The organism is Acidobacteriota bacterium (assembly GCA_004299485.1).
Lineage (GTDB): Bacteria > Acidobacteriota > Terriglobia > Terriglobales > SCQP01 > SCQP01.
Window position 1 is genome coordinate 183251 of record SCQP01000008.1, and the last position, 26029, is coordinate 209279.

Below are 26029 nucleotides of genomic sequence, written 5' to 3' on the forward strand. Positions count from 1 at the left end.
AGATGCAGGAAATTTCATAGTGGCTCGCCACTTTTTGCCCTGGTCGCTCCCTTTGGTCGCTTGGAGTGCGGGCTTCGATTCCCGGCAGGGTCCGCCCGCTGGCGCTCCGGGCTCCTCCAAGCTGCCGCCATAGGGGCGTCTGGGGCCGCGTCACACACCGCTGGCAACGCAAAAATGCCCAAACGCAGCGGCAAGATCGGCGGCGATGGCCTCAACCGGACGGCCGAGGATTTGATCGCGCTCCATCATGAAAATCAGCTTGCCGCCGGAAAATAGCGCAAAGGCAGGCGAGGACGGCTGATAGGGAGCGAGAAAAGCGCGGGCGCGGGCGGTCGGGGCCAGGTCCTGACCGGCAAACACGGTTACGAGATGATCCGGCCGCGGCGCGCTCTGGAGCGCCTGCGCGACGGCCGGACGCGCCAGGACGGCGTGAGGACAAAAGGTATTGACTACCAGCAGCGTCGTGCCCTCTGTGGCCAGGGCTGCGTCCACGTCTGCTGGCGTGTGCAACTGAAGGAAGCCGATGCGCGTCAGTTCTTCCCGCATCGGTGTGACCCATATTTCTGGATACATTCGCGTGATCCCTCCTACCGCATCGCCTGCGCTGCCGCCACTACCGCGCCCAGCTTGGCGATCGCCTCATTGGTGGTGCGCGTTTTCAGGCCGCAATCGGGGTCTACCCAGACGTTCTCGCGCGGCAGAACGGCCAGGCCTTGTTGCAGCCGTTGGGTAGCCGTGCCCGAGTCTTCGACAACGTGTGAATGCACGTCGACGACGCCGTAGCTGATGTCCTTGCGAAAGGCGTTTTTGCGGAAGAGATCAAGCATGTCGAGGCCGCTGTTCGACATTTCGAGGTCAAAGTTATCGACCGCCAGCTCCAGCATGGCGGGATAAATGCGCTCGAAATCGCCGTAACAGATGTGGGTAAAGAAGTAGGCGTCGAGATCATGCGTCATGAGGCGCATGGCCTCAACCGCGAGCGGCAGCTCGGCCGGGCGGACTGAAACCGCGGGTTCGTCGAGTTGCACGAACTTGCAGCCTGCCTGGATCAGGGCTTCGACTTCCTTACGGATCTCGCGCGCCAGCGCCAGGCAGGCGTCGCGACGGGTGGGATAAAACTCGTTGAACGACCAGTCCATCATAGTGTAGGCGCCGGTGAGGATGGCCTTGACGGGCTTGCGGGTGAGCCCCTGGGCGTAACGCCACCAGTCGAGCGCGATCGGCCCCTTCCATGCGATGGCGCCGGTGATGATGGGCTTGTGATAGTAGCGGTTGCCGTAGGAGCGAACGAGGCCGCCTTGCGCAAAGCCGGCGAGGTTGTCGGCGAAGTAGGCGGTCATGTCGCCGCGGTACATCTCGCCGTCGACCAGCACATCGAGGCCGAGTTCTTCCTGCTTGCGAATCCAGAACTCGGTGGCCCGCTGCTCGGCGGCATGCAGGGCATCGGCCGCGATTTGTTTCTGCGCGAAATCGGCGCGGGCCTTCAGCAGATAGTCCGGCTTGGGAAAGCTGCCGACCGAGGTAGTGGGCAGCGGCGGGAGCTCGATTCCGAGATGCTGCAACTTGGCCCGGCTCATTGCATGCCTCCGGCAAATTCGCGTTTGAGCGCGCCCAGATGCTGCAATTTGGCGCGGGCGCGGTCGCGCGGCAAGTATTCCAGGCCGCAGGAAGTGGTGAGGTAGGCGCGCGGCGCCTGGCACTTGTGCAGCATGGCTTCGAGTTGGCGCAGAACCAGGGTGCGGTCCTCGAGGCGAGTATTGCGGCCATCCAATAAGCCAAAGCCGATCTGCCGGCCGCAGGCTTCGCCGGCGACCACCAGGGGCAGATCCGGACTATAGGTGAAATCCAGCAGGAGCACATCGGCGGGCCAGGCGAGCAGCGTCTTGTACAGTGGCACGGCATCGCCGAAATACAAGGCCAAGGCCAGCTCTGCCCGCCCTTTGTACGCGGCGATACGGCCGAAGGCCTCCGCCGCCATGCGTACGTCCCTGGGGTACTGCAGCAGCGCCGGCTCGTCGATCTGGATCAGGCGCGCGCCGGCCCCCGCCAGCGCAGCCACTTCGGCCGCCAGCGCATCGGCCATGGCTTCTACGGTTGCCTCGAAGCTGGGCGCGCCGGGTTCACGCAGCGATAAGCGCGCCAGTGTGTAGGGTCCGGTCAGCACCGGCTTGACCGGCCGCACCGCTTTTTTCGCTGCCCACTGGTATTCGTCCAACACCAGTGGCTGGGTGCGCACGATTTTGCCTTCGACCACGGGCTGGCGGAAGTAGAAGTTGGTGTCGAAGAAGCGCAGCAAGCCGCCAATGCGCACGCCCGCCAGTTTGCCTGCCAAATGCGAGACCGGATCGTACCAGCGCACCAGGCCATCGGTGACGACGTCGATGTCGGCCGCGTCCTGCTCCGCCAAGGCTAGGGCGGCGACGCGGTCTTCGGCGGCATGTACGTCGGCTTCGGTCTTTTCCCCGCGATCAAGCTGGGCGATAGTCTTGCGCAGGATTTGCTCCTCCGGTGTGCTGCCAATGCGCGGATAGCTCCCGTGGGTCAGTGTGCGAAGTTCCATAGCGCGAACCTCCTAGGCGAGCGCACTGGCGCCGCCGGTGCGGAATTCCGGCGCCAGAGCGATGGTGGCTTTGACCGAGTTGGAGAGAATGCAGGCTTGCCGCGCCGCTTTGAATAACTCCGCTGCAAGCGCAGGATCGCCTTGCGGACCGAGCGTGATGACGGGCTTCACGGTAATGCGTGTCACTTCGTAATGGCCGTCTACGCTTTCGACGGTGCCATCCACCTGGCTGTCTATCGCGGCCACGTTCAGACCGCGGCGCTGCGAGAGGCCGACAAAGGTGAGCATCAGGCAACTGTTGACGCTGCCCAGCAGCAGCTCCTCGGGGCACCACACGTCGGGCGTGCCGCGAAACTCCGGCGGGCTGCCGATGGCGACCTCGGCATGTTGCGGCAGACGCATTACGCCTCTTTTGGCGGTTTGCAGCACTACAGTGTTGTGGAACTGGAAGGTCTTAAGCGCTTTTTGGGGCTCCATGGTGGACTCCTTTCACGCTGGCCAGCAGGTTCATCAGGTCGGCGATTTTCCGGTTCTCGAGATCCTCGACCGCTTCTGCGATTTTCTGGCGCAAGGGTGCAGGCGCGTACGGCTCGCTCAGACGGTTGAATTTATCGAGCGCGGTCTTCCAGGTAAACGGATGGGTATGGAAGCCTTCGTAGTCGCGGCCCTCCTCTGTCAGCGTGCGGCCATCGGTCAAATGAATCGTCACTTTGCAGGGCATCTCCTCCGGGAAGCGGGCGCTGTAGGCGGCGTTCGGCTTCACGCTGACATTGCGCAGCAGGGTTTGGACTTGCGGCCGCTGGATGCGCTCAGGCAGATACTGCTCGGGCGTAACTTCGCCATCCACAATCGCAGTGGCGACCATGTAGTTCAGGCTATGGTCGGCTTCTTCTTTCGTCCGCACCAGCGTTTTGGCGCCTTCCTCGCCGCCGCCGATGATGTTGAAGGCGACGTCGAAAACCTCCAGCTCGAGGCGGCTGACAGCGGCCGCCTGGAAACCGTATTGGCGCTTCATAGCCAGCACCGTCTCCAGCACCGACTGTGAGTGCACCTCAGCGTTGTACTTCTTGACGATGGTGCGGGTGACGCACTCCAGGTCTTCGCGCGCCCAGTCGATCTCGAAATGTCCGGAGATGGCGTCCATGAAGCCCTTGTTGCCCTCAAACACCTCCGGCGGGCCAGTGATGCCGCGCATCGCCAGAAAGGCGGCGTGGGTGCCGCAGAAATCGGTGTTCGGGTACGCCAGGCCTTTCCAGTTGGACAGGGCGCCGGTGCGGGTCACGCGCAGGGCGTTAAAGGCGGTGCCACTGATGGCGATCGCGTTGGTGGTTTGCGCCACGTTCAGTCCCAGCGCGCGCGCTACGCCGGCAGCGACGGCAAACGAACCCAGCGTGGTGTGGTCGAAGCCTTTGGCGCGCACCGGCGCCACGTCGCACAGACGGCACAGCACCTGATAGGCCAGCGCCACGGCGGCCAGGAATTCCTTGCCGTCGCGGCCGGCGTACTCCGACGCGGTGAGGACGGCGCCAATGTTGTCGCTGGGATGGCAGGTTTCGCCCTTGGCGAGGTAGCTGTCATTGAAGTCGAGGTAGCGGACGAGCGCGCTGTTGTAAAAGGCAGCGCGGTCGGGCGCCGTCCTGCCGCCGCCGATGAGCGTGGCCATGGGCCGGCCGCCAAAGTCATCGGTGTGCTGACGCAGCAGCAGCACGGGAGGACCGTCCAGCGCGCCGATGGCGCACCCCAGGGCATCGAGCACCCGGATTTTGGCCTGCAGGCGGGCAGCCTCCGACAGGCTGCGGTACGAGGCCCCCACTGCGAATTCCGCAAGCGCTGCGGCATAGGTCATCGCACCCACCTCCTTCTTCAGTTTACCCGACAGCGTGATGTGTGGAACACAGCATGGGTGTGATACAAGTCACGTGAGTAGAACCGCGCTACTATCGAAATGCGCGTATTCGTTATGCCGATTGCTCCCAGCCGCCTCAGCCTGCTGACGGATCTTTACGAGCTCACCATGGCCGCGGGTTATTTCGAGCGCCGGCTGGAGGCACGCGCCACGTTTGCACTGTTTGTGCGCTCGCTGCCGCCCCGCCGCGGGTTTCTGCTCGCTTGCGGGATCGAGGCCGCACTGGATTACATCGAGCAGCTCTCATTTTCGGGTGAGGAGATCGGTTACCTGCGTCAGCTTCCAGCCTTCCGTACGGTGTCGAGCCGGTTTTTCGACTTTCTTGGCCGGCTCCGATTCGAGGGTGATGTGGCCGCCGTAGCGGAAGGCACCGCCGTCTTCGCCGGCGAACCCATTCTTCAGATTTCCGCGCCCATCATTCAGGCGCAAATTGTGGAAACCTATCTGCTCTCGGTCGTCAACTTCGAAACCCTCATCGCCACCAAGGCGGCGCGGGTGGTGGAAGCCGCGGCCGGCCGCGACGTCGTCGAGTTTGGCACACGCCGCGCACAGGGGCCCGAGGCCGGGCTGCGCGCGGCGCGCGCCGCCTACCTCGGCGGCTGCGCCGGGACCTCGAACGTGCTGGCCGGCTTCCGCTGGGGCATTCCTATCGCCGGCACGGCGGCACACTCCTGGACGCAGGCGTTCCCCAGTGAACGCGAGAGTTTTGAGGCGCTGCTCAAGACGTTTCCGCAATCCGCCTACTTGCTGCTGGACACCTACGACACGCTGGCTGCGGCCCGCATGGCGGCAGAATTCGATGTGCCGATTCCCGGGGTCCGGCTGGATAGCGGTGATCTGGCGGCGCTGAGCCGCGAAGTCCGCAAGATTCTGGACCGGGGCGGTCACCGCGAAACCAAAATCATGGCCAGCGGCAATCTGAACGAGGACAAAGTCGCGGCGCTGGTGGCGGCGGGCACGCCGATCGACTCCTTTGGCGTGGGCACCGAGCTGGCCACCTCGCACGACGCCCCCGCTCTGAACGCCATCTACAAGCTGGTGGAAATCGAGGCGCAGGGCCGCATCCGCCCGATTACCAAGACGGAAGAAGGCAAGGGCTATTTTCCCGGCAAGAAGCAGGTATTCCGGTTCAGCCGCAGCGGCCGCTTCGATCACGACGTTCTGGCTCGCAGCGACGAACCGATCACCGGCGCAAGGCCGCTGCTGCAGCCGGTGATGCGGTCGGGGAAGCGATTGCAGGCAGCGGCGGCGGCGCAGACGATCCGGGCGCATGCGCGCGAACAGGTGCAGAGCCTGCCAGAGGGCGTCAGGGCGCTCAGGAACGCGACTGCCTATCGCGTTGAGCCCAGCGCCGCGTTACAGGAACTCGACGCCGGAGTACGCAAGGCACTCGGCGAGCCAAAGAATCATGAGCGAAGCGCAGCTGGTATTTCTCGACATTGACACGCAGGTGGACTTCATGCTGCCCGCGGGCGCGCTTTACGTGCCCGGCGCGGAAACCATCATTCCCAACCTGCAACGGTTGATGACCTTCGCCGCCGCGCAGCGGCTGCTGGTGCTGTCTTCGGCCGACGCCCACGCACCCGACGACCCCAGCTTCGCGCAATGGCCACCGCACTGCGTCGCCGGCACGCCCGGACAGCAAAGGATTGCCGAGACGCGAATGCCCGCGCCGCTCCTTCTCCTCAACCGGCCGGGGGCATTCCGGCCGCCGGCGCCGGCTGCGGGCCAGGTGATTCTGGAAAAGATCGACTACGACGTCTCCTCGAATCCGAATTTCGATCCGTTGCTGCGCGCACTGGGCGACAGCCGCTTCGTCGTTTTTGGCGTCGCTACCGGCTACTGCGTCCAGGCTTCGGCGCTGGCGCTCCGGCGCCGCGGCTATGCCGTCATCGTCGTGACCGACGCCATTCGCGGCATCACCGAGGAGGGCCACCAAACGGCTTTGCGCACGCTCGCTGAGGCTGGTGTCCGTTTTGCAAGCACCGATGACGTGCTTGCCCTGTCGGCCACGGGCTGATTGAGGTGCAATCCGTCGACCGCTTGCAGGGCCTCGTCCGGCTGCTGCGCGAGGTGGCAGAATGACAACATGACGGTTGTTGAGCGTGAGCAGGCGTTCCAGCGGCTGCAGCAGAAGATTATCGGCTCGCGCGCCTGCCCGCGGCTGGCCGTCTATTGCCGCCGGGTGGCGAAGACCAAGCGGCTGATGTTCCGCGATCAGCCCTACTGGGGCAAGGCGCTGCCCAGCTTCGGCGACCAGAGCGCGGAACTGCTCATCATCGGCCTGGCGCCGGCCGCGCACGGCGGCAACCGCACCGGCCGCATGTTTACCGGCGACCGTTCGGGCGACTTTCTCTTCCGGGCGCTATATGAAGCCGGTTTCGCCAATCAACCGACCTCCGTACACGCCGCCGACGGCCTGGCGCTGCGCAACTGCTACATCTCGACGGTGGTGCGCTGGGCGCCGCCGCAGAACAAGCCCACGCCGGAGGAAATCCGCCGCTGTCTGCCCTTTCTGCAACGCGAGCTGGAGCTGCTGGACCGCGTGCGCGCGGTGCTGCCGCTGGGCCGGCTTGCCTATGACGCCTATCTCCGTCTCGCACGCGAGCAGGCCAAGCTGCCGCCAAAAAACCAGATGCCCTTCGCGCACGGCGCGGTCTTCGATCTGCCGCGACCGCTGCCGCGCCTGTATTGCTCCTACCACCCCAGCCAGCACAACACCCAGACCGGGCGGCTGACGCCGGCCATGTTCGGCCAGGTGCTGCACGATATCCAGGAGTATCTGTCGTGAACAATCGCACGCCTGCCATCGAGGCGCTGGGCGGTTACACCGGGCCCCGGCGCGTCAAGCAAATTCTCAAAGAACTGGCGGGACTGTATCCCAACGCCGCCTGTCTGCTGCATTACGGCAACGCCTTCGAGCTGCTGGTCGCCACCATTCTCTCCGCGCAATGCACCGATGCGCGCGTCAATCAGGTGACGCCCGGGCTGTTTCGTAAATATCCCACGCCGCAGGCGTTCGCCGCGCTGCGGCCGGAGCAGTTGGAGCCCGAGATTCACTCCACCGGCTTTTTCCGGAATAAAGCCAAAAGCATCGTGGGCACGTCGCAGCAGTTGGTGGCGCGTTTTGACGGGCAGGTTCCCAAGACCATGGACGAGCTGCTGACGCTGCCCGGGGTGGCGCGCAAGACAGCGAACGTCGTTCTGGGCAGCGCGTATCACGTGGCGAGCGGCATCGTGGTCGACACCCACGTGTTCCGCGTGGCTACCCGCCGCCTGCGACTGTCCAGCGCGACCACGGCCGCCGGCGTCGAGCAGGACCTGATCACCCTGGTGCCGCGCGACCGCTGGATTTCGTTCAGCTATCAGACCACCCTCTTCGGCCGCGAGCTGTGCCTGGCGCGCAAACCCCGCTGCGCGCAATGCCCACTCGAGCCCATCTGCGACTCACCGGAAAAAACCGTCTAAGCTACACCGCGCCGCCGGCGCCACTGCCCGGCCGGTGTCCGTCCCAGGGAGGCTGAAGCCCGAAGTTCACGCAACCATTCCACGGCGCCCGGAATCATCCGGCGAATGCGGAGGACGCCATGAAGGTCGTGGTGGTGGGCGGCACCGGAAAAATCGGTTCCAGAACTGTCAACAACCTGCGCCGGCAGGGGCACGAGACGGTGGCCGCCGCACCCGAAACCGGCGTGAATACGATTACCGGCGAGGGGCTGGCCGCGGCGCTGCGGGGAGCATCGGTGGTGGTAGATGTTTCCGACTCGCCCGCCTGGGATGACGCGGCGGTGCTGAAGTTCTTTGAGACTTCCACCCGCAACCAGCTTGCCCAGGAAGCGGCGGCGGGCGTGGGTCATCATGTGGCGCTTTCGGTGGTGGGCACCGACCGGCTGAGCGAGAGCGGCTACTTCCGCGGCAAGATCGTGCAGGAGAAGCTGATTCGCGAGTCACGCAACCCCTACACCATCGTGCATGCCACCCAGTTTTTTGAATTTCTCAAGAAGCTGGCTGACCTCTCGGCCAGCAACGGCGAAATCCGCATGCCCCATGTGCGCTTCCAGCCGATGGCGGCCGACGATGTGGGCCGCGCCGTGGCCGGCATCGCGCTCCGCGCCCCCGCCAACCGCGTGGTCGAAATTGCCGGGCCGGAGCCATTCTGGCTGGATGAGCTAGTGCAGCGCCGCCTGCGCGCACTCGGCGACCCACGCCGGGTGGTCGCCGATCCCGAGGCGCGCTACTCGGGAGCGAAGCTGGCCGAGAACACGCTGCTTCCGGGCAAGGACGCAGAAACGGGAACCATCCGTTTCGAAACCTGGCTGGCCCGGGCTGGAGCACCGAGACCGGATGCGCAGGCGCCGGCCGCATGAATCCACTCGCGGAAAGCGGGCCGCGCGGCGGTGCGAAGGTCGCAGTCAAAGGAGACATTATGAGCACCCTTACCGTCAGCGACGGCACTTCGATTTATTACAAGGATTGGGGCCAGGGGCCGACGGTGGTGCTGGCGCACGGCTGGCCGTTGCAGGCCGATTCGTGGGATGGCCAGATGCTTTTCCTGGCGCAGCACGGCTACCGCGCGGTGGCCCACGACCGGCGCGGCCACGGACGGTCGAGCCAGCCCTGGCGGGGCAACGACATGGACCACTACGCTGACGATCTCGCCACTCTGATAGAAGCGCTGGATCTCAACGACGTGACCCTGGTGGGACACTCCACCGGCGGTGGCGAGGTGACCCGCTATATCGGGCGCCATGGCACCGGGCGGGTAGCGGCCACTGTGTTGATTGGGGCGGTGCCGCCCCTCCTGCTGCGCAGCGACTCCAACCCGGAAGGCATCCCCATCGCGGTCTTCGACGAGCTGCGTCGCCGCCTGGCGGCCGACCGCTCGCAGTTCTACAAAGAATTCGCGCTCGCCTTCTATGGCGCCAACCGCGCCGGCGCAAAGGTCTCACAGGGACTCTTGGACCAGTTCTGGCGGTGGAGCATGCAGGCGGGCCTGCTCAATATTTACGAGTGCATCCGGGCGTTTTCCGAGACCGACTTCACCGCCGATTTGCGCAAATTCGACCGGCCGACGCTGATCATGCACGGCGAGGACGATCAGATCGTGCCGATCGGGGATTCCGCCAAGAAGTCCGCCCGCCTGATCCCGAGCGCCCGCACAATCTACTACCCCGGCCGCTCGCATGGCCTGACCGCCACTCATCAGGATGAAGTCAACGCCGACCTGCTGCAGTTCCTCAACTCGGTACACCAGGCGCGCAAAGCGGCTTAACTAGAGCCACATTGACTGGCGCGGGGCCTGGCGTGGCTGCGCCACGCCACCCGCTTGACGCTCGGCCGGGCCGGGGGCCCACGGTGCCAACGGCGCGGCCCCCACGTGACGCGAGCGCGCTGCCAGGCCTTGAACCGCCGCGCAGGGCGTCGCCATCCCTATACCTCCTCGGTGTGATATTACTCACACTCTATACCTCGGCGTTAAAGCGCAGGATAATAAACGGAGAAGGTGTTGGGTGAGCGCAGTGCTGCAGGCGAATACGCTCGATATTCTGCGGAAGCGCTACTTCCGGAAGGACGAGGCGGGACGCATCCTGGAGGATTTCCCGGGCCTGTGCCGCCGCGTCGCGCGCTATGTGGCGCAGGCGGAGCCGGACGAGCCGCACGGCCGGCGCGCGGAAGTGGAAGAGACATTCTACCGGCTGATGGAAAGCCGGACGTTTCTACCCAACTCGCCGACGCTGTTTAACGCGGGCACGGCGCAACCGATGCTCTCGGCCTGCTTCATTCTGCCGGTCGAGGATTCCATCCGTGGTATTTACAAATCCATCGCTGACGGCGCGGTGATCGAAAAGTTGGGCGGCGGCATTGGCATGGACTTCTCGCAGCTTCGCCCGCAGGGGGCGCGCACGGCCCTCGGCGGCGTCGCTTCGGGCCCGCTGTCGTTCATGACCTCGTTTCAGACCATGTCGGAAACCATCCGTCAGGGCGGCCGGCGGCGGGGCGCCATGATGGCCATGCTCGACGTGCAGCACCCCGATATTCTGGCTTTCCTCGACGCCAAGCGCGCCACGCCGCCCGGGCGCGCGCGGCAATTGGCCGTGGAGCACAACCTGCCGGAGTCACTTGCCCAGGAACTGCTGACTGACTTAGGCTGGCAAGCGCCCTATTCCGGCTTTAACCTGACCGTAAAGCTCACCGACACCTTCATGGCCGCGGTCGAAACCGATGGCCTCTTTCCCCTGCGTGACCCGCAGGGCGGCGTCTGGAATGGCGGCATCACCGATCCGCGCGGGGCACTGCGCGCCACGCCGCTGCCGGAAGGCGGCTTGGGCTTGCCCGCGCGCGCCGTCTGGCAGCGCATCATCGCCAACGCCTGGCAGGCGGCCGAGCCCGGCATCGCCTTCATTGACCGGATCAACCGTGACAACCCGGTACGCTCGCTGGGCGAGATCCGGAGCAGCAATCCCTGCGGCGAGTACTGGCAGGTGGGCTACAACTCCTGCAATCTGGGCTCGCTCAACCTGACGCGATTCCTGCGGTCGAACCGATCAATTGACTGGGCGCGGCTGGCACGCGCGGCGCGCACCGCGGCACGCTTTCTCGATCATGTGATTACGGTCAGTCAGTATCCGATTCCGGAAATCGCCAGCGTCACGCGGCAGACGCGACCCACCGGGCTGGGCGTGATGGGCTATGCCGATCTGTTGCTGGCACTCGGCATCCGCTACGGCAGTCCCGAATCCATTGCGTTGGCGGGGCGCCTGATGCAGTGGATCCAGTACTGGGCGTGGGTGGAATCGACCCAGTTGGCGCGGGAGTTCGGGTCGTTCCCCGAGCTCGACCGCAACCGCGGCTACTTCGACGCCAAGATGCGGCAATTGACCGAGCGCTTCGGTCAGACCTTCACCGGTCCGGAATTCGTTGCACTGGGCGGCGAAGCGCCCTCGCGTCTGGACGAGCTCTATGGCCAGTGGGGCGTGCGCAACTGCCAGGTCACGGTCGAGGCGCCCACCGGCTCGCTCAGCCTGATCGCAGAATGCAGCTCGGGCATCGAGCCCGTGTTTGCCTTTGCCTACGAGCGTCAGGACTCGCTGGGCACGCGCGCCTACCAGCACCCCGCGGCTGCCGCCTGGGCGCAGGCGAGCCCCGGGCAGCCGCTGCCGGACTATTTCGTCGATGCCGCCGCCATCACGCCGGAGCAGCACATCCTGGTTCAGGCGGCGTTTCAGCAGCACATCGACAACGCCGTCAGCAAGACGGTGAACCTGCCCGCCGGCGCCAGCGAGCGCGACGTGGAGCAAGCCTATCGGCTGGCCTACGAGCACGGCCTGAAGTCGGTCACGGTGTACGTAGAAGGCAGCCGCGAGGGCGTGCTGCGGCGCAGCGCACCCCGGTCTGACACCGCGACCGCCGTTGTGGCTCCGGTGGCCGCCCCGGTCCACGCTGTCGCGCCGGCGGGTGCAATCGTCCGGCCCGAGTACCTGCGCGGCCTGACGCGCAAGATCCGCACACCTGCCGGCACCGTCTACGTGACCGTCAACTACGACACGGAAGCGCGCCAGATTACCGAGGTTTTCGTGCGCGAGAGCAGCGGCAACGAGGCCTGGGAGCTGATCGGCCGCCTGCTCAGCCTGCTGCTGCGGGCGCGCGTGCCGCTACAGAAAATCCTGCCGCAGCTTTACCGCACGCGCGGGCAGAACACCATCGTGCTCGACCAACGCATCCTGACCTCGACGGCGCAGGCCATTGCCCACACCCTCGAGAGCGCGGAAGAGATCTTCCGCTCCCCGGATGCCGGCACGGCCGCGCTGCCAGTTACATCGCCGGCGGCACCGCCAGCGCCCACGCCCGCCCGCGCCCGCGAGTGTCCGGAGTGCGGCCGCGAGGCGCTGTACCCCTCCGGCGGCTGCCTCACCTGCGTCCGCTGCGGCTATTCCACCTGCGGAGGGTCTATCAACTAATAGAATCTGCGGCAACGCATCATGGCGTGTCGCATCTAACTGAGTGTGAAAGGAACGAATGGCAATGCCCAAATCCCCTGCTGCTGCTCCTGATCGCGCGTTTCCCTTTCTCCGCCTGAACGACCGCCCCGCCAAGCCGCGTACTGTCGGGCTGACAGAAATTCGCGGTCCTTACTACTCGCCCATGGGAACCCGCTATCTCACTGACGTGCTCGAGACCATGGGGTGGTATGTGGATTCGGTGAAGTATGCTGGCGGCTCGTTCAGCCTCATGCCGCGCAAGGCCGTCAAAGACCTCAACGATCTCTGCCACAGCCATAACGTGCTGGTCTCCACCGGCGGTTTCCTCGAACATGTCCTCACGCAGGGGCCGGAAGCCGTAAGCCAATACATCAACGAATGCAAGGCGCTGGGCTTTGACATCATCGAGATCTCCAGCGGCTTCATCACCATTCCCGGCGACGATTGGATGCGCCTGATTGAAAAAGTGCAGAAGGCCGGGCTCAAGGCCAAGCCCGAAGTCGGCATCCAGTTCGGCGCCGGCGGCGCAACTTCGTCCGAAGAGCTGGCCGCCGAGGGTACGCGCGACCCGGAGGGCGCCATCGCACTGGCCAAACGCTTTATCGATGCTGGAGCCTACCTCATCATGATCGAGTCGGAAGGCATTACCGAGAACGTCAAAGTCTGGCGTACCGATGTGCCCGCTAAGATCGTCCAGAAACTAGGCACCGGGAAGGTCATGTTCGAGGCCGCCGATCCAGAAGTCTTCGCCTGGTACGTCAAGAACTACGGAGCCGAGGTGAACCTTTTCATCGACCACAGCCAGATTGTGCAGCTCGAATGCCTGCGCTCCGGCATCTGGGGCACCAAGAGCCTGTGGGGGCGGGTGCTGACCTACAAAGGCTGAGCTTCACCAACAGTCACCCCGCGTGGGTTTCCGCTTCCGGTAACCGCAGCCGGAGGCGGCGCAGGAGCTGGGCATTGACGGCCACAATGATGGTGGACAGGCTCATGGCGACCGCGCCCAGGCTCATCGGCAAGCTCACGCCCCAGCGGACAAAGACGCCCGCGGCCACCGGAATGGCGACCACGTTATAGGCCGTGGCCCACACCAGGTTCTGGACCATCTTGCGGTAGCTGGCGCGGGAAAGCTCGATGGCGGCCACCACGTCTCCGGGGTCATTGCGGACCAGTACAATCCCGGCGGATTCGATTGCCACGTCGGTGCCGGCGCCGATGGCAATGCCGACGTCGGCGGTGGCGAGGGCAGGCGCGTCGTTGACGCCATCGCCGACCATGCCGACTTTCCGGCCGCCGCGCTGGAAAGCAGCCACCGCCGCGGCCTTGCCGGCCGGCAAGACCTCGGCGACCACTTCGTCCAAGCCGAGGCGGCGCGCGACCGACTCGGCCACGGCGCGGGCATCGCCGGTGATCATGGCCACGCGGATGTGCTGCCGGTGCAGCGCCGCAATGGCTGGCGCCGACTCGGGCCGGATCTCATCTTCGGCCGCGAGCATTCCCTGCACCGCGCCGTCAACCACCACGAACAGCACGGTTCTGCCGCTCCAGGCCGCGGTTGCGCGCTCCAGTTCCGGAACTGGCTGCACACTGGTTTCAGCCAGCAGGCGCGGCGCACCAATCCAAACCTCGGATGCGCCGACGCGCGCGCGCGCACCGCGTCCCGGAAGGGATTCGAAGTTCGAGGCGGTGGCGCGCGGCAGGCGGCGGCGATCGGCTGCGGCCACGACCGCCCGGGCGAGGGGATGTTCGGAGCTGGACTCGACGGCAGCGGCCAGCCGGAGTAGTTCGGCCTCGTTCACGCCCGGCGCCACCGCGATATCGGTGATCGCGGGTGTACCACGCGTCAGCGTTCCGGTCTTGTCGAAAATGACGACGTCGAGCTCGCGGGCGCGCTCGAGCGCCAAGCGGTCTTTCACCAGCAGGCCGTGGCGCGCCCCGAGCGAGGTGGAGATGGCAATCACCAGCGGAATCGCCAGCCCGAGAGCGTGAGGGCAGGCAATGACGAGCACGGTGGCCGTCCGTAGCAGGGCGGCTTCACGATCGCCGAGGAACCACCAGGTGAGGAACGTCGCGGCGCCGGCGGCCACCGCAACATAAAACAGCACGCCGGCGGCGCGGTCGGCGAGCGCTTGCGCGCGCGAGCTGGAGGCCTGCGCCGCCGCCACCAGCCGCTCGATACCGGACAGCGCAGTCTGCGCGCCCACAGCTTCGGCGCGCACCCGCAGGCTGCCGCCGCCGATCACCGAACCGGCGCGGACGGGCGCTCCCGCGCTCTTGGCAACCGGCCGCGACTCGCCCGTCAGCAGGGCCTCGTCCGCCTCGGCCTCGCCTTCGACCACCACGCCATCAGCGGGCACGCGTCCTCCAGGACGGATGAGCAGCAGGTCGCCCGCCCGCAGGCTGGAGAGCGGGATCACTTCCACTTGTGTTCCCTCGAGCCGCTCGACTGTGTCGGGCAGCAGGGCGGAGAGCGCCTGCAGCGCGCCGCTCGCACTGGCGATCGCCCGCATCTCCATCCAATGACCGAGCAGCATGATGGTGATGAGCGAGGCGAGTTCCCACCAGACTTCAATCGGAAACAGGCCCAGCGTCGCGGCGATGGAGGTGCCAAACGCGACCAGGATCGCAAGGCTGATGAGGCTCATCATGCCGGGCTTGCGATCGGCCAACTCGGTGCGCGCGCCGCGGAGAAAAACCAGGCCGCCATAGAAGAACACGACCGTGCCCAGAATCGCGGGCAGGTAGGGCGAGCCGGGAAAAGTGGGGGCACGATAATGCAGCCAGTGCTGCACTTGCGGGGACCAGACGACTACCGGAATCGTCAGCGCGAGGGTCAGCCAGAACTTGTCGCGAAACATCGCGACGGAGTGGCCGGCATGCCGGTCGTGGCCGGCGTGAGGGTGGGCGCCCGCTGCAGGAGGATGATGTTGCTTGTGCACCGCTTGTACCCTTCCGGAAACTGTAGGGACTTCAGCGGGTCGGTCGCCGCCGTGTGGCCAGCCGCCGCAGTGCCGCTCCCTTGTGCGCGGCGATGTGCCCGGTGCGTTCGCTCCGGATTTCGTACTGCGGATCGGCGGGGCTGGCGTGATGCGTGTAGCCCTTGTAATCGAAATCCGCGGTATGTACGGCGATGATGACTCCCGAGACGCGTCCGGCCTCGGAATTCCAGCTCACCCGATCGCCAACGTAAAATTCGCGCTTCGCCACTCCACTTATTGTGCGGCACCGGCACGGCGGGGGTGGAAGAAGCCTTCGATTTCTTCGAGCGTTTTGCCTTTGGTCTCCGGGAGCCAAAAGAGGGCGACGAGGAAGTAGATGATGGTGCAGCCGGCAAAGAGGAAGAAGAGCGTGGCGTAACCGTATTCGCCCACCGCGGGCAGGAATGCAGCGGCGATCAGGGTCGAGGCGGCTTCGTTCAGCACCAGCGCGATGCTCATGCCATTGGAGCGGATGCGCGTCGGCATCAGCTCACTCAATGCCAGCCACACGACGATGCCGGGCCCAACGGCGAAGCTGGCCATGAAGAAAAACAGGCTGAGCGCCGTCAGCCATCCCCAGGCGGCGCTGGGCAGCGGCGTGAGCGTGGCCTGGACGATCTTCAGCGGCGCGCGCCGGGCGGCGGCGAGCGAGCCGAAAGGATTGGCGGAGAACGCCAGCACGCGATTGCTCGGCAGGCTGGCGGCGCGGGTGATGACCACCGGGGCGACTGCCGTCTGGTCGGAGCGCAGTACCGGCGTGGCGGCGCGATAGCCACCATAACTGTAAATTACTGATAGCGAGGCCGGGCCTGTGATCGCTGGCGCGAGCTGGTGCGCCAGCGCGGGCGTGAAGCGCAGGGCGAGCGACTGGTTAGGCGTCACCAGCGCCTGCACCGCAGCGGTGACGCGCACTTCGTGGCGCTGATTCATCCAGAACAGCGTGCCCGCCCAAGCCAGGCCGATCACGGCGCCGGCGGTGCCGAGGGTCAGCAGGAACTTGCGGCCACGCTTGTCGACCAGCATCATGCCGATGATGGTTGCGAGAAAGTTGACCAACGTGAAGACGATGTAGCCCCTGTGCGCGGCGAGATCGGACAGGCCACTCTGAATCAGAATGCTGGCGTTGTACTGGATGATGGAGTTGACGCCGGTGGTCTGGTTGAGCACCAAAATCACGCAGGCCAGTACGAAGGGCAGCACGTACTTGCGCTGCAGCAGCGATTCCTTGCGGCGCTGCTTGCGCTCGCGCTCTTCGGTCTGTGAGGCGGCGATCGCGTTCAGCTCGGCGGCAGCGTCAGCGGCATTGCGCGAGCGGGCCAGCGCTGCCGCCGCGCGCTCGCGCCGGCCGCGCAGGTAGAGCCAACGCGGCGATTCCTCGAGAAAGAAGCAACCGGCAAGAAACACCAGTCCGGGCGGTAACGACACCCAGAAAATGCTGCGCCACGCCGCATCCTTGAAGGCCAACAACCGCGCGGCATCGCCCAGTTTCGCCACCTCGGCCACGCGCAGACTGAAGTACATGCCTACCGCCGCGGCCAGCACGATGCCCAGCGTCAGCAGCCACTGAAACATGGCCGTGCCCTTGCCGCGGATCGCCGCCGGCAGGGTTTCGGCCAGATATAGCGGAACGGCCACGCCCACAAGACCGGCGCTGATGCCCTCCAGCAACCGGCCGCTCACCAGCGGCGCATAGCCGTGCGCCAGCGCGATGATAGGAATGCTGGCGACGAAGAGCACTCCTGCCAGAATCATGAGTGTCCGCCGGCCGATGGCATCCGCCAGCCAGCCGGCAAACAGCGTCGAAAGCGTCATGCCCAGCAGCACCGCGGCGACCACAATGGAGAGCTGATCGCCGTTCAGGCCGGAGGTCGCCTGCAGATAGGGCAGCGCGCTGCCAATGATGCCGACATCGATGCCATAGAGCAGCCCGCCCAGGCTCGCCACCCAGAGCAGGCGGCGGTTATAGCGGGCGAGCGCGTCGAGCGCGGGTGGGGTCGCGGTCTCGGGCATTGCCCCCAACAATAGCAGGAGTTTCAGTGCTTACGCTGGAAGCGCGCGCCGGAATAGGTGAATTCGCTGACGCGACCCCGGGCATCGAGCGTGAAGGTAAGCGCATTGGGCGCGGAAGTGAGGAAGGTGTCGTACTGGAAATGGGTAAGCGGCAGCGTGCGGTCGAACACGTGAAAGACCAGGTGGCCATCGGCGAGCGTGATGGTGGCTGGGCCCCAGAGCGGGTTGGCGTAGTTGCCGTCGTAGTCGGCGAGCGGCAGCGTCGTATGCGTGGCCGGATGCCGCTGCTTCATAAAGTCGGCCACCTGTTGCTTTTGTTCGCTCGCCAGCCGGGTTTGCAGTCTCCGGAAATAGGCGCCCCAGTGTTCAGGCGGCAGATGCAGCAGCAGGTCCGCAATGTGATAGCCGAGCACCTGGCGATATGTCCCTCCGCCAAGGTTAATCAGCACCACGTAGCCGGTGTGAATCTCGGGAATGAGCACGACCAATGCCGAAAAGCCGTCAATGTCACCGGGGTGGAGAATGAGCTGGTGGCCGCGATAATCCTGGATGAACCAGCCCAGCCCGTAGCTCAGCTGCATCGAATCGGGGAAGAATACACGCCCGATCTCGCTCTGCATCGGCACTACCATTTGCGGCGTGTGCATCGCCTGCATGCTGGCGTCGGAGATCAGCCGGCGGCCATCGTACACGCCGTCGTTGAGTTGTAGCCCAATCCAGCGCGCCATGTCGCGCACGCTCGAATTGATCGAGCCGGCGGGACCGGCATTGTCTATATTGCGGTAGGCAATCGCGTGCACGCGGCCATCGGGCGCCTCGACGTGCGGCGCGGCATGGTTGGGCGACCGCTGCACCGCTTCGGCGCTGGTATCAGATTCGCTCATCCCCAGCGGTGCAAAAATACGCTGCTGCACGAAGGCGTCCCAAGTTTCCCCGGCGGCTTGCCCCACGGCGTAGCCCGCGGCCACGTACATGACGTTCTGGTACTGAAACGCGGCGCGGAAGCCGGCATCCGGCTTGGCATAGCGCAGCCGGCGGATCACCTGCGCGCGCGTGAGGTGCGTGCCGTACCAGAGCATATCGGTGCCGGGCACGCCGGTGCGGTGCGTGAGCAGATCACGTAGCGTGACCTGTTCATCCGCCAGCGGATCGTAGAGCTGAAACCAGGGAATATAGTCGCGCACCTTGCCGTCCCAGCGCATCTTGCCTTCGTCCACCAGCATGGCCGCCGCAGCCGCGGTGAAGGCTTTGGTACAGGAGCCGATGTCGAACAGCGTATCCGGCGTCACCGCCTGGCCCGTGCGCACGTCGCGCACGCCGAAGCCGCGCAGGTACACCGGCGCCGTGCCGCGCACAATGCCCACCGCGGCGCCCGGCACCTTCCACGCCCGCATTGAGGTCTCGATATAGCGGCTCAGCGCCGGCGCCGCAGTGAAGGAGGTGACGGCCTGCGCCGCCGCCAACTCGCCCAGCGCCGCCATCGCGACCGCGAGACACAGTACCTTGCGATAAGTTTGCCTTAACCTCATGAGCCGGGATCTTAGGCCAAAGGCCGTGACCTGGCAAGCGTGAACCCCGGCAGCCGCTCTGCCGCCTTATCGAAGGTGAGCGTTGTCTCGCAGCCGGCCCAAGCGCCCACGAAGGCGATCAGAGCGTCCGGAAACGACGCCAGGCCGACCTTGAGGCATTCCATTGCCGCGAAGACCTCCCGCTGATTCTGCACGACAACGCTCTCCATTTGCAGCAGGCGTTGGATCGCCGCGGCGATTTCCTGGCGTGACGATTGAAATACACTTTCGAGCACCCAAGCCAGTTCCACCATCGCGACCAGACTCACATAACCTGTACGCTCCGGCGCCAGGCGCTCAAGGACATCTGCTGCGATGCGGGACTGCTCAACGTCGTCCTGCATGATGTAGCGAACGAGGATGTTGGTGTCCAGGCCGATCACGAGCGCAGCGAGCGCCGGTAACGCTCGGCCGCGCCTGCCACTGGCGCCTCCGCCATTTCCTCCAGCGAGGCTCTGCGCCGGGCGTGCAACATGCCCTTAAGCGCGGTTACGGGAAGCATGGGCAGGATGACAACGTGCCCGTCGGGGTGAATGAAGAACTTGACCTTGTCTCCCGGCTTCAGCCGCAGGTGGTCGCGGATTTCCTTGGGAATCGTGGTCTGGCCCTTGCTGCTGATGGTGGACTGCATAGTCTTTACATTTTAACAAAAGTAAAGGGTGAAGCTGCTGAAACGCGGGGCTGACCGTGCGTTCAGGTATAGTGCCAGAGTACGAACCACAGTTAGAGGGATTTTCATGTCAAACGAACCGCCAAAGTTTTACAAGAATCCCAACGTTGCTACACTCCTGTCCTTTTTCTGGATGGGCGTTGGACAAATCTACAACGGCGAAATCGGCAAGGGCGTCGCGTTCATGGCGAGCTACATCGTTTCCGTACTCCTGATGTTCGTGATCGTGGGCTTCCTCACCACTCCTGCACTCTGGATTTGGGGAATGGTCGACGCCAACAATTCAGCAAAGCGAATCAATCAGGCGCTTGCGAGCCAGTAGCGCATCCCTACGCGCTGCACCATTGCTGCAACGCTCTTACTATCCGCCGCGGGGCGCTTCTCCTTGCAGCGGGGTGCGATTACCTGAATTGCGCAGCGGCATATACTGAGACGCACAGGAGGAGCACGGTGAAGATCAGCGAGATGGCGTGGGCGGACGTCGAGGCCTACTTGCGCACGGATGGCCGGGCGGTGCTGCCGATTGGAAGCTGTGAGCAGCATTGCGGGCTGAGTCTGGAGACCGACCGCATTCTGGCGGAGCGCGTCGCGGTCGATGCCGCCAAACCGCTCGGCGTGCCGGTATTTCCCGCCGTGGCGTATGGCGTAACGCCTTATTTCATGGGGTTTCCCGGCACAGTGACGCTGCAGCCGGCGACCTACCTGCGGCTGCTCACGGAAATTTTGCTCAGTATCACGGCCCACGGCTTCAAACGCATCGTGGTGGTCAATGGTCACGGCGGCAACAGCTTCGCGCAGCAACCGGTGGTGTCGGCGCTGGCGGGCCGTGCGGGCGTGTGCGTGAAGTGGCACAACTGGTGGAACGCGCCCAATACCTGGGAAGCGGTGCAGGCCGCAAACGCCGGCACCGGCCATGCCTCCTGGATGGAAAATTTCCGCTGGACGCGCATCGACGGCCGCCAATATCCCGGTGAGCGCAAGCCGGTGCTCGATATGAGCAAAATGCGCATGCTGGGGCCGAAGCAAGTGCGCGAGAACATCGGCGACGGCAATCTCGGCGGCGCCTACCAGATGCCCGAGACGGTAATGGATCGCGTCTGGCAGGCGGGTGTGGAAGAAACCCGCGCGGTCATCGCCGGAGACTGGCCGGCATGAGCGTCGCGCCGGCGATTGTGGTTCATGGCGGCTGCGGCCGCATCGAGGCCGCAACCGTGGCCGAGCGGCCGGAAGGCGTGCGCCAGGCGGCGGCGCGCGGCTTCGAGGTTCTGCGCGCGGGCGGCACATCGCTCGATGCCGTGGAAGCGGCGGTTGAAGTGCTCGAGGAGCTGCCGCTGTTCAATGCCGGACGGGGCTCGGTACTCAATGCCGAAGGGGAAATCGAAACCGACGCCTCCATCATGGATGGGGCCACCCGCCGCGCCGGCGCTGTCGCCTGTGTGCGCGGCATTCTCCATCCCGTGCAGCTTGCGCGGCGGGTGATGGAAACCACGCCCCATGTGCTGCTCGCCGGTGAGGGCGCCACACGTTTTGCCCAATCGCAGGGATTTCCGCGGCTGCGCCCTGAGGATCTAATCGTCGATGCCCGCCGGGCGCAGTGGGAGCGCGTGCGGACTGCCGAATCGCAGAGTGAGCATGGCACGGTGGGCGCGGTGGCCTGTGATCTCCAGGGTCATGTGGCGGCGGCGACCTCAACCGGCGGCATGGTCAACAAGCTGCCCGGACGCACCGGTGACACTCCGCTCATCGGCTGTGGCACCTGGGCAGACGCGCGCCTGGCCGTTTCCTGTACCGGCCACGGCGAGCAGATTATCCGCATGACGCTGGCGCGGCTGGCGGCATTTCAATACGAAAGCTCCAGCGATGCGCAACGCGCGGGTGAAGCCGCGCTCGCAGAACTCAACGCCACCGCGGCCGGCGATGCCGGCCTGATTCTGGTTGACCGGCAAGGCCGGGTTGCGTTTTGCAAAAACACACCTAACATGCCCGTATGCGCGATCAGCCACCAGGGAACCTTAGTCCAGGCGTAGCGGCCGCGCAGCCCGCCGCGCCGCCGCAGCAGTACCCGCGCCGCGCCTTCTTCGTTCTGTTTCTGGTTGAAATCTGGGAGCGCTTCGGCTACTACGGCATGGCCTCGATCATGGTGCTCTACATGGTGGAGCGCCTGGGCTGGCGCGATCAGCGCGCCGATCTGATCTGGGGCGCGTTTTCCGCGCTGGTCTATGCCATGCCGATTGCCGGGGGCTGGATTGGCGACCGCGTCCTGGGCGCCCGCCGCACGCTGGTGTTGGGCGCGGCGACGCTCGGCCTGGGTTATCTGCTGCTGGCCATTCCGCTAACTGCGACCTTTTTTGCCGCCATGGCCGTCATTGCCGCCGGCAATGGGCTGTTCAAGGTCAACCCCAACAACCTGGTCTCGCGCCTCTACGGCGACGATCGCACCAAACTCGACATCCTCTTCACGATTTACTACATGTCGCTGAACGTGGGTTCGTTCGTGTCGATCCTGCTGACGCCGTGGATTGCCGAGCATCAGAAGTGGACCGTGAGCATCGCCGGTCTGCGGTTCGACAGTTGGCACCTCGCGTTCGGCCTGAGCGCCCTTGGGTTGGCGTTGGGACTGATCAACTACGGCACCTGGCGGCGCTACATGCGGCCGTACGGCACCGAACCGGATTTCCAGCCGCTGCCCTGGCGCAAGCTGGGTGCGGTGATCGTGGCCTGCCTCATCGCGATCGGGGTGCTGGCGGAAATCATCCGCCATCCGCAGATCGCAACGGGGATGGTTGTGGTGTTTGCGATCCTGATCGCCTGGGTGTTTGCACATCTGCTGCGAACGAACCGCGAGCGCGGGGCGCGCGGCCGCATCTGGGCCTGCCTGGTGTTCACGATCCTGTCCATCGTCTGGGCGATCTTCAATCAGCAGATCTACACCTCGCTCACTCTGTTCGCCTACCACAACGTGCACCATCGTCTGCTCGGCCTGTACGTGGCGCCGGCGCAGTTTCAGGATCTGAACGAGTTCTGGCTGGTGCTGATGGCGATGCCGCTCGCCGGCCTCTATCAGCGGATGGCGCGCACGCGTCACGGTGATTTCTCCATGGCCGTAAAATACACCGCGGGACTGTATCTTCTGGCCATCGGCTTTTTTCTCTATGCCGCGAGCGGCCTGCATGCGCCCGGCGGCGTCGTCTCGCCCTGGTGGTTGGTGGCCGGCTATGGCGCGCAATCGCTGGGCGAACTGCTCATGAGCGCCCTTGGCTTCTCGATGGTCTCGCAGCTTGTACCCGAGCGGGCGCGGGGCATCACCATGGGCGCGTGGTATCTGGGGATAGGCGTGGGCCTCTACGCCGGCGGCTGGATTGCCGGCCTCGCCAGCGTCCCCAGCGGCGTCGCCAGCGTGACGCTCAGTCTGTCGCTCTACATGCACGTTTTCGCCTGGCTGGGCGCCGGCGCCCTGGTCTGTGCATTGGCCTCCACCGCCCTTATCCCCCGCCTTAACCGCTGGACCGCAGCATAGCCGGAAGCGCCGCTGTCTATTCGCTTGTGGACGGATCGATGATGCGGCGCACCTCGGCCACCGCGTTCGCGGGGAAACCGCCCAGCCGTGCGTGCTCGCGGATCGCCGTCTCGCTGGGGGCGAGATAGATGCAGTAGATTTTATGATCAGTCACAAAGCTTTCCAGCCACTGCACGTCCGGCATACCGCGCAGCACCGCGCACGACTTCCGCGCCATCGCCCGCGCCTCCTCGTCGCCCAGCGTGCCTGCTCCGGGAACCTCCCGCTCGATCACGAATCGCGGCATAGATGTACCTCATGGCTATTATATTTTTCTTTGGATGCAGAAGGGTCTGCTGCGACGGTGCTGCCAGAACGAGCCACCCGCCGGTGGCTCGCCACTTTTTGCCCTGGTCGCTCCCGTTGGTCGCTTGGAGTGCGGGCTTCGATTCCCGGCAGGGTCCGCCCGCTGGCGCTCCGGGCTCCTCCAAGCTGCCGCCGGTGGTGTCGCTTTTTCTGTAGTGACAATCCGATCCGGCGCATGATGAGGAAGTCGGACTTTATTCTCCGCCTCAAGCGCGGGACGGCAGCCAACCCACCTCCTAGCCGCGCGAGCGCTCTCTGCTTCCAGCTCCTGGCAAACGGTGGCGAGAAAACCCGTCCCCGCTGCGCTCGCCTCGGTAAGGATCTCGTCGCTGCGATCACTGTAATATCCAATCGCAGACGCGTTTCCCAGCATGCGAGGAGGTTGCGGCAGGCGCAGGAGTGCGTCACACAGCAGCCGCATGCCGTGAGCGCCGCTAATGAGCATACGCATGACAGCCTCATCTTGGGCCAACGCAGGGCGGCGCGGCAAGTGATTGGGTGTACCATGACTAGATCAGTCTCAAGATGACGCGCGCGATGCAGAGCTGCGGTTGTTGTTGCCGGTGCATGTGTAGGGGCACCGGTGGCGTGGCCTGCGCGTGATCTGAACCTTCTTCCCTCGTCTCTCACTCAGATCCAGCCACTCACCGCCGTTACCGGACGGAGGGACAGGAGTATTTACGCCAATGCCAGAAACAGCCATTCAGAAAGCCGAGCGCTTGAAACAGGAGCAGAACCCCTGGAACGAACTGCCGCGCCTGCTCGCCAGCTTCCGCCGCGGTGCCGCGGCGATCGATCCCGACGATCTCAGCCACCGGCTGCGCTGGTGGGGGCTGTACACCCAGGGTGATGGCGCGGGCGCGTTTGGCGCGGCGGCGCCCTATTTCATGCTGCGCATCCGCATCCCCAATGGCTTGCTCACCGCCGCGCAGACCGAAACCATCGCCGCGCTCTCGGAGGAGTTCGGCCGCGGCCTGGCCGATGTCACCGTGCGTCAGAACATCCAACTGCATTGGCTGGAAGCCGAGGCGCTGCCGGAAATTCTTGAGCGCCTGGAGGCGGCCGGACTAACCTCAAAATCCGCCTGCGGCGACGACCCGCGCAACCTCACCGGCTGCCCGCTCGCCGGTCTCGACGCCACCGAATACGCTGACGCCAGTCCGCTGGCGTTGGCCGTCAACCGGGCCCTGCTCGCCAGCGGCGATTACTACAACCTGCCGCGCAAATTCAAAATCTCAATCACCGGCTGCCGCGACTGGTGCTCGAATCCGGAGATCAACGACGTCGCCTTCACTGCCTTTCCCCGCCCTGGTGCCCGACGCGAGGATCGGGCTGGGGCTCTCGGGGTCCCCAGCCCGGCCGAGCGTCAAGCGGGTGGCGGGGCGCAGCCACGCCAGGCCCCGCGCCAGTCAATCGAACCCGTCTGGTTCGGCCTGCGCGTGGGCGGCGGCCTGTCGAACACACCCTTTCTCGCCCTGCCACTGCCGGTCAAGGTGGCATGGCAGCAGGTGGTGCCAGTCGCCTGCGCGATCGCCGGCCTGTACCGCGATCGCCAGGAGCTGCGCCAAAGCCGCGCGCAAGCGCGGCTTAAATTTCTCTTCCTCAAGCATGGCTGGACGGCCGCGCAGTTTCAGGCCGAGCTGGAGCGCCGCCTCGGGTTTGTGCTTGAGCCCTCGGCGCCGGACCCGGCGCCGGTGCCCGAATTCCGCGACCACCTCGGCATTTACGAGCAGAAGCAAGCCGGCCGCTACTGCGTGGGCGCGAGTGTGCCGCGCGGCCGCTTGCACGCCGGCCAGTTGGCCGCGCTCGCCGAGGGCGCCCGGCGCTTTGGCGCCAGCGAGGTGCGGCTCACGGCCATGCAAAACGCGGTGATTCCGCACGTTGCCGAGGGCAATGTCATGGCCCTGGTCGGGCACCTCGAACATTGGGAACTGCCGGTACGCGCTTCGGCGTTCCGGCGGGGCGTCATGAGCTGCACCGGCAAGGAGTTCTGCAAGCTGGCGGTGACGGAAACCAAATCCTTCGCCGCGACGCTGATGGCCGAGCTGGAACAGCGGCTCCCCGACTTTCCTGTGCCGCTGCGCGTGAATCTGAACGGCTGCCCCAACTCCTGCGGCCAGCACTGGGTCGCCGATGTGGGCTTGCAAGGCGCACGCGTAAAAACAACCAACGGTCCGGCCGATGGCTTCGACGTGTACCTCGGCGGCGGCCTGGGTGCGGGCGCGCGCCTCTCGCAGAAAACACTGGGCCGGGTGCTTGCTACCGAACTCCCCGATCGCCTCGAAGCGCTGTTCCGCCACTATCTCGCCGGACGGCAGCCGGACGAGAGCTTCCGTGACTTCGTGGCGCGCGCCGGCACCGCCGCGCTCGAAGCTGTGCTGGGCACCGTGCCCGCCGCCGAGACGCCGCGGCGCGAACACCAGACGTTCGTTCCCGTGGAGGATTTAGTCTGAACGGCAAAGTCTATCTCGTCGGCGCCGGACCCGGCGATCCCGA

Annotated in this window: 25 protein-coding genes; 13 read left to right on the forward strand and 12 right to left on the reverse strand. The window is 65.3% G+C overall.

What is annotated here, in order from left to right:
* Positions 1–150: 150 nt before the first annotated feature.
* The 5 genes from EPN33_07200 to EPN33_07220 are packed head-to-tail and all read right to left on the reverse strand — an operon-like array spanning position 151 to position 4406.
* Positions 151–573, reverse strand: a complete 423-nt coding sequence (locus tag EPN33_07200) for a BrxA/BrxB family bacilliredoxin (GenBank protein ID TAN22712.1) — start codon at positions 571–573, stop codon at positions 151–153.
* Positions 574–587: 14 nt separating this feature from the next.
* On the reverse strand, positions 588–1577 hold the full coding sequence (locus EPN33_07205; protein TAN22713.1) for a methionine synthase: 990 nt from the start codon (positions 1575–1577) through the stop codon (positions 588–590).
* Positions 1574–2560, reverse strand: a complete 987-nt coding sequence (locus tag EPN33_07210; protein TAN22714.1) for a hypothetical protein — start codon at positions 2558–2560, stop codon at positions 1574–1576. Before EPN33_07210 ends, EPN33_07205 begins: the two co-directional genes overlap by 4 nt.
* Positions 2561–2572: 12 nt before the next feature.
* On the reverse strand, positions 2573–3037 hold the full coding sequence (locus tag EPN33_07215) for an OsmC family peroxiredoxin (protein ID TAN22715.1): 465 nt from the start codon (positions 3035–3037) through the stop codon (positions 2573–2575).
* A complete protein-coding gene (locus EPN33_07220) occupies positions 3015–4406 on the reverse strand; it encodes an MmgE/PrpD family protein (protein ID TAN22716.1) in 1392 nt (463 codons plus the stop codon). The genes EPN33_07215 and EPN33_07220 overlap by 23 nt, the downstream gene beginning before the upstream one ends.
* Positions 4407–4520: 114 nt before the next feature.
* On the opposite strand from EPN33_07220, the gene EPN33_07225 reads away from it, so the two are divergent.
* The 8 genes from EPN33_07225 to EPN33_07260 all read left to right on the forward strand — a co-directional run bounded on the left by EPN33_07225 (position 4521) and on the right by EPN33_07260 (position 13331).
* Entirely contained in the window at positions 4521–5909 is a 1389-nt protein-coding gene (locus tag EPN33_07225; protein TAN22816.1) for a nicotinate phosphoribosyltransferase, read from the forward strand.
* Positions 5737–6486 (forward strand): cysteine hydrolase, encoded by a 750-nt coding sequence (locus EPN33_07230; protein TAN22717.1) that lies wholly within the window; start codon positions 5737–5739, stop codon positions 6484–6486. The genes EPN33_07225 and EPN33_07230 overlap by 173 nt, the downstream gene beginning before the upstream one ends.
* A 69-nt stretch (positions 6487–6555) precedes the next feature.
* Positions 6556–7257 (forward strand): uracil-DNA glycosylase, encoded by a 702-nt coding sequence (locus EPN33_07235; protein ID TAN22718.1) that lies wholly within the window; start codon positions 6556–6558, stop codon positions 7255–7257.
* A gap of 17 nt (positions 7258–7274) precedes the next feature.
* Positions 7275–7934: an endonuclease III gene (gene nth / locus EPN33_07240; protein TAN22817.1), complete on the forward strand. Its 660-nt coding sequence runs from the start codon at positions 7275–7277 to the stop codon at positions 7932–7934.
* A 119-nt stretch (positions 7935–8053) separates the two neighbouring features.
* On the forward strand, positions 8054–8833 hold the full coding sequence (locus EPN33_07245) for an SDR family oxidoreductase (protein TAN22719.1): 780 nt from the start codon (positions 8054–8056) through the stop codon (positions 8831–8833).
* A 59-nt stretch (positions 8834–8892) separates the two neighbouring features.
* Positions 8893–9738 (forward strand): alpha/beta hydrolase, encoded by an 846-nt coding sequence (locus tag EPN33_07250; GenBank protein TAN22720.1) that lies wholly within the window; start codon positions 8893–8895, stop codon positions 9736–9738.
* 154 nt (positions 9739–9892) lie between these two features.
* Positions 9893–12424 carry an adenosylcobalamin-dependent ribonucleoside-diphosphate reductase gene (locus EPN33_07255; GenBank protein ID TAN22721.1) on the forward strand — a complete coding sequence of 844 codons (2532 nt, stop codon included), beginning with the start codon at positions 9893–9895 and terminating at the stop codon, positions 12422–12424.
* A 64-nt stretch (positions 12425–12488) separates the two neighbouring features.
* Positions 12489–13331: a phosphosulfolactate synthase gene (locus EPN33_07260; GenBank protein TAN22722.1), complete on the forward strand. Its 843-nt coding sequence runs from the start codon at positions 12489–12491 to the stop codon at positions 13329–13331.
* A gap of 13 nt (positions 13332–13344) precedes the next feature.
* On the opposite strand, the gene EPN33_07265 is transcribed toward EPN33_07260, so the two are convergent.
* The 6 genes from EPN33_07265 to EPN33_07290 form a co-directional block, all read right to left on the reverse strand.
* Positions 13345–15303 (reverse strand): heavy metal translocating P-type ATPase, encoded by a 1959-nt coding sequence (locus EPN33_07265; protein ID TAN22818.1) that lies wholly within the window; start codon positions 15301–15303, stop codon positions 13345–13347.
* 112 nt (positions 15304–15415) lie between these two features.
* On the reverse strand, positions 15416–15652 hold the full coding sequence (locus EPN33_07270) for a DUF2945 domain-containing protein (GenBank protein TAN22723.1): 237 nt from the start codon (positions 15650–15652) through the stop codon (positions 15416–15418).
* A gap of 5 nt (positions 15653–15657) precedes the next feature.
* Positions 15658–17433 (reverse strand): MFS transporter, encoded by a 1776-nt coding sequence (locus EPN33_07275; protein TAN22724.1) that lies wholly within the window; start codon positions 17431–17433, stop codon positions 15658–15660.
* Between the two features lie 23 nt (positions 17434–17456).
* A complete protein-coding gene (locus EPN33_07280; GenBank protein ID TAN22725.1) occupies positions 17457–18962 on the reverse strand; it encodes a serine hydrolase in 1506 nt (501 codons plus the stop codon).
* An 11-nt stretch (positions 18963–18973) separates the two neighbouring features.
* Entirely contained in the window at positions 18974–19384 is a 411-nt protein-coding gene (locus EPN33_07285; GenBank protein TAN22726.1) for a PIN domain-containing protein, read from the reverse strand.
* Entirely contained in the window at positions 19381–19632 is a 252-nt protein-coding gene (locus tag EPN33_07290; protein ID TAN22727.1) for an AbrB/MazE/SpoVT family DNA-binding domain-containing protein, read from the reverse strand. Before EPN33_07290 ends, EPN33_07285 begins: the two co-directional genes overlap by 4 nt.
* A 106-nt stretch (positions 19633–19738) precedes the next feature.
* Here EPN33_07290 and EPN33_07295 point away from each other — a divergent pair, with 106 nt between their 5' ends.
* From EPN33_07295 to EPN33_07310, 4 genes are all read left to right on the forward strand, one after another.
* A complete protein-coding gene (locus EPN33_07295) occupies positions 19739–19993 on the forward strand; it encodes a hypothetical protein (protein TAN22728.1) in 255 nt (84 codons plus the stop codon).
* A 128-nt stretch (positions 19994–20121) separates the two neighbouring features.
* The gene (locus tag EPN33_07300) at positions 20122–20826 is read left to right on the forward strand and encodes a creatininase family protein (GenBank protein ID TAN22729.1); all 705 of its coding nucleotides are present in this window, start codon (positions 20122–20124) and stop codon (positions 20824–20826) included.
* Positions 20823–21698 (forward strand): isoaspartyl peptidase/L-asparaginase, encoded by an 876-nt coding sequence (locus EPN33_07305; GenBank protein TAN22730.1) that lies wholly within the window; start codon positions 20823–20825, stop codon positions 21696–21698. Before EPN33_07300 ends, EPN33_07305 begins: the two co-directional genes overlap by 4 nt.
* Positions 21659–23188 carry an MFS transporter gene (locus tag EPN33_07310; GenBank protein TAN22731.1) on the forward strand — a complete coding sequence of 510 codons (1530 nt, stop codon included), beginning with the start codon at positions 21659–21661 and terminating at the stop codon, positions 23186–23188. The genes EPN33_07305 and EPN33_07310 overlap by 40 nt, the downstream gene beginning before the upstream one ends.
* A gap of 16 nt (positions 23189–23204) precedes the next feature.
* Here the strand turns inward: EPN33_07310 and EPN33_07315 are convergent, their stop codons facing one another.
* The gene (locus tag EPN33_07315; GenBank protein ID TAN22732.1) at positions 23205–23474 is read right to left on the reverse strand and encodes a DUF4242 domain-containing protein; all 270 of its coding nucleotides are present in this window, start codon (positions 23472–23474) and stop codon (positions 23205–23207) included.
* A 745-nt stretch (positions 23475–24219) separates the two neighbouring features.
* Between EPN33_07315 and EPN33_07320 the strand changes: the two genes are divergently transcribed.
* A complete protein-coding gene (locus tag EPN33_07320) occupies positions 24220–25986 on the forward strand; it encodes a nitrite/sulfite reductase (GenBank protein TAN22733.1) in 1767 nt (588 codons plus the stop codon).
* Positions 25987–26029 lie beyond the last annotated feature (43 nt).

Coding starts and splice junctions, on each gene's coding strand:
- EPN33_07290 (TAN22727.1), bottom strand. CDS start 19,632: ATGCAGTCCACCATCAGCAGCAAGGGCCAGACCACGATTCCCAAGGAA.
- EPN33_07275 (TAN22724.1), bottom strand. CDS start 17,433: ATGCCCGAGACCGCGACCCCACCCGCGCTCGACGCGCTCGCCCGCTAT.
- EPN33_07245 (TAN22719.1), top strand. CDS start 8,054: ATGAAGGTCGTGGTGGTGGGCGGCACCGGAAAAATCGGTTCCAGAACT.
- EPN33_07210 (TAN22714.1), bottom strand. CDS start 2,560: ATGGAACTTCGCACACTGACCCACGGGAGCTATCCGCGCATTGGCAGC.
- EPN33_07200 (TAN22712.1), bottom strand. CDS start 573: ATGTATCCAGAAATATGGGTCACACCGATGCGGGAAGAACTGACGCGC.
- EPN33_07260 (TAN22722.1), top strand. CDS start 12,489: ATGCCCAAATCCCCTGCTGCTGCTCCTGATCGCGCGTTTCCCTTTCTC.
- EPN33_07215 (TAN22715.1), bottom strand. CDS start 3,037: ATGGAGCCCCAAAAAGCGCTTAAGACCTTCCAGTTCCACAACACTGTA.
- EPN33_07250 (TAN22720.1), top strand. CDS start 8,893: ATGAGCACCCTTACCGTCAGCGACGGCACTTCGATTTATTACAAGGAT.
- EPN33_07280 (TAN22725.1), bottom strand. CDS start 18,962: ATGAGGTTAAGGCAAACTTATCGCAAGGTACTGTGTCTCGCGGTCGCG.
- EPN33_07310 (TAN22731.1), top strand. CDS start 21,659: ATGCGCGATCAGCCACCAGGGAACCTTAGTCCAGGCGTAGCGGCCGCG.
- EPN33_07265 (TAN22818.1), bottom strand. CDS start 15,303: ATGTTTCGCGACAAGTTCTGGCTGACCCTCGCGCTGACGATTCCGGTA.
- EPN33_07235 (TAN22718.1), top strand. CDS start 6,556: ATGACGGTTGTTGAGCGTGAGCAGGCGTTCCAGCGGCTGCAGCAGAAG.
- EPN33_07320 (TAN22733.1), top strand. CDS start 24,220: ATGCCAGAAACAGCCATTCAGAAAGCCGAGCGCTTGAAACAGGAGCAG.
- EPN33_07315 (TAN22732.1), bottom strand. CDS start 23,474: ATGCCGCGATTCGTGATCGAGCGGGAGGTTCCCGGAGCAGGCACGCTG.
- EPN33_07230 (TAN22717.1), top strand. CDS start 5,737: ATGCGCGCGAACAGGTGCAGAGCCTGCCAGAGGGCGTCAGGGCGCTCA.
- EPN33_07225 (TAN22816.1), top strand. CDS start 4,521: ATGCCGATTGCTCCCAGCCGCCTCAGCCTGCTGACGGATCTTTACGAG.
- EPN33_07295 (TAN22728.1), top strand. CDS start 19,739: ATGTCAAACGAACCGCCAAAGTTTTACAAGAATCCCAACGTTGCTACA.
- EPN33_07205 (TAN22713.1), bottom strand. CDS start 1,577: ATGAGCCGGGCCAAGTTGCAGCATCTCGGAATCGAGCTCCCGCCGCTG.
- EPN33_07220 (TAN22716.1), bottom strand. CDS start 4,406: ATGACCTATGCCGCAGCGCTTGCGGAATTCGCAGTGGGGGCCTCGTAC.
- EPN33_07305 (TAN22730.1), top strand. CDS start 20,823: ATGAGCGTCGCGCCGGCGATTGTGGTTCATGGCGGCTGCGGCCGCATC.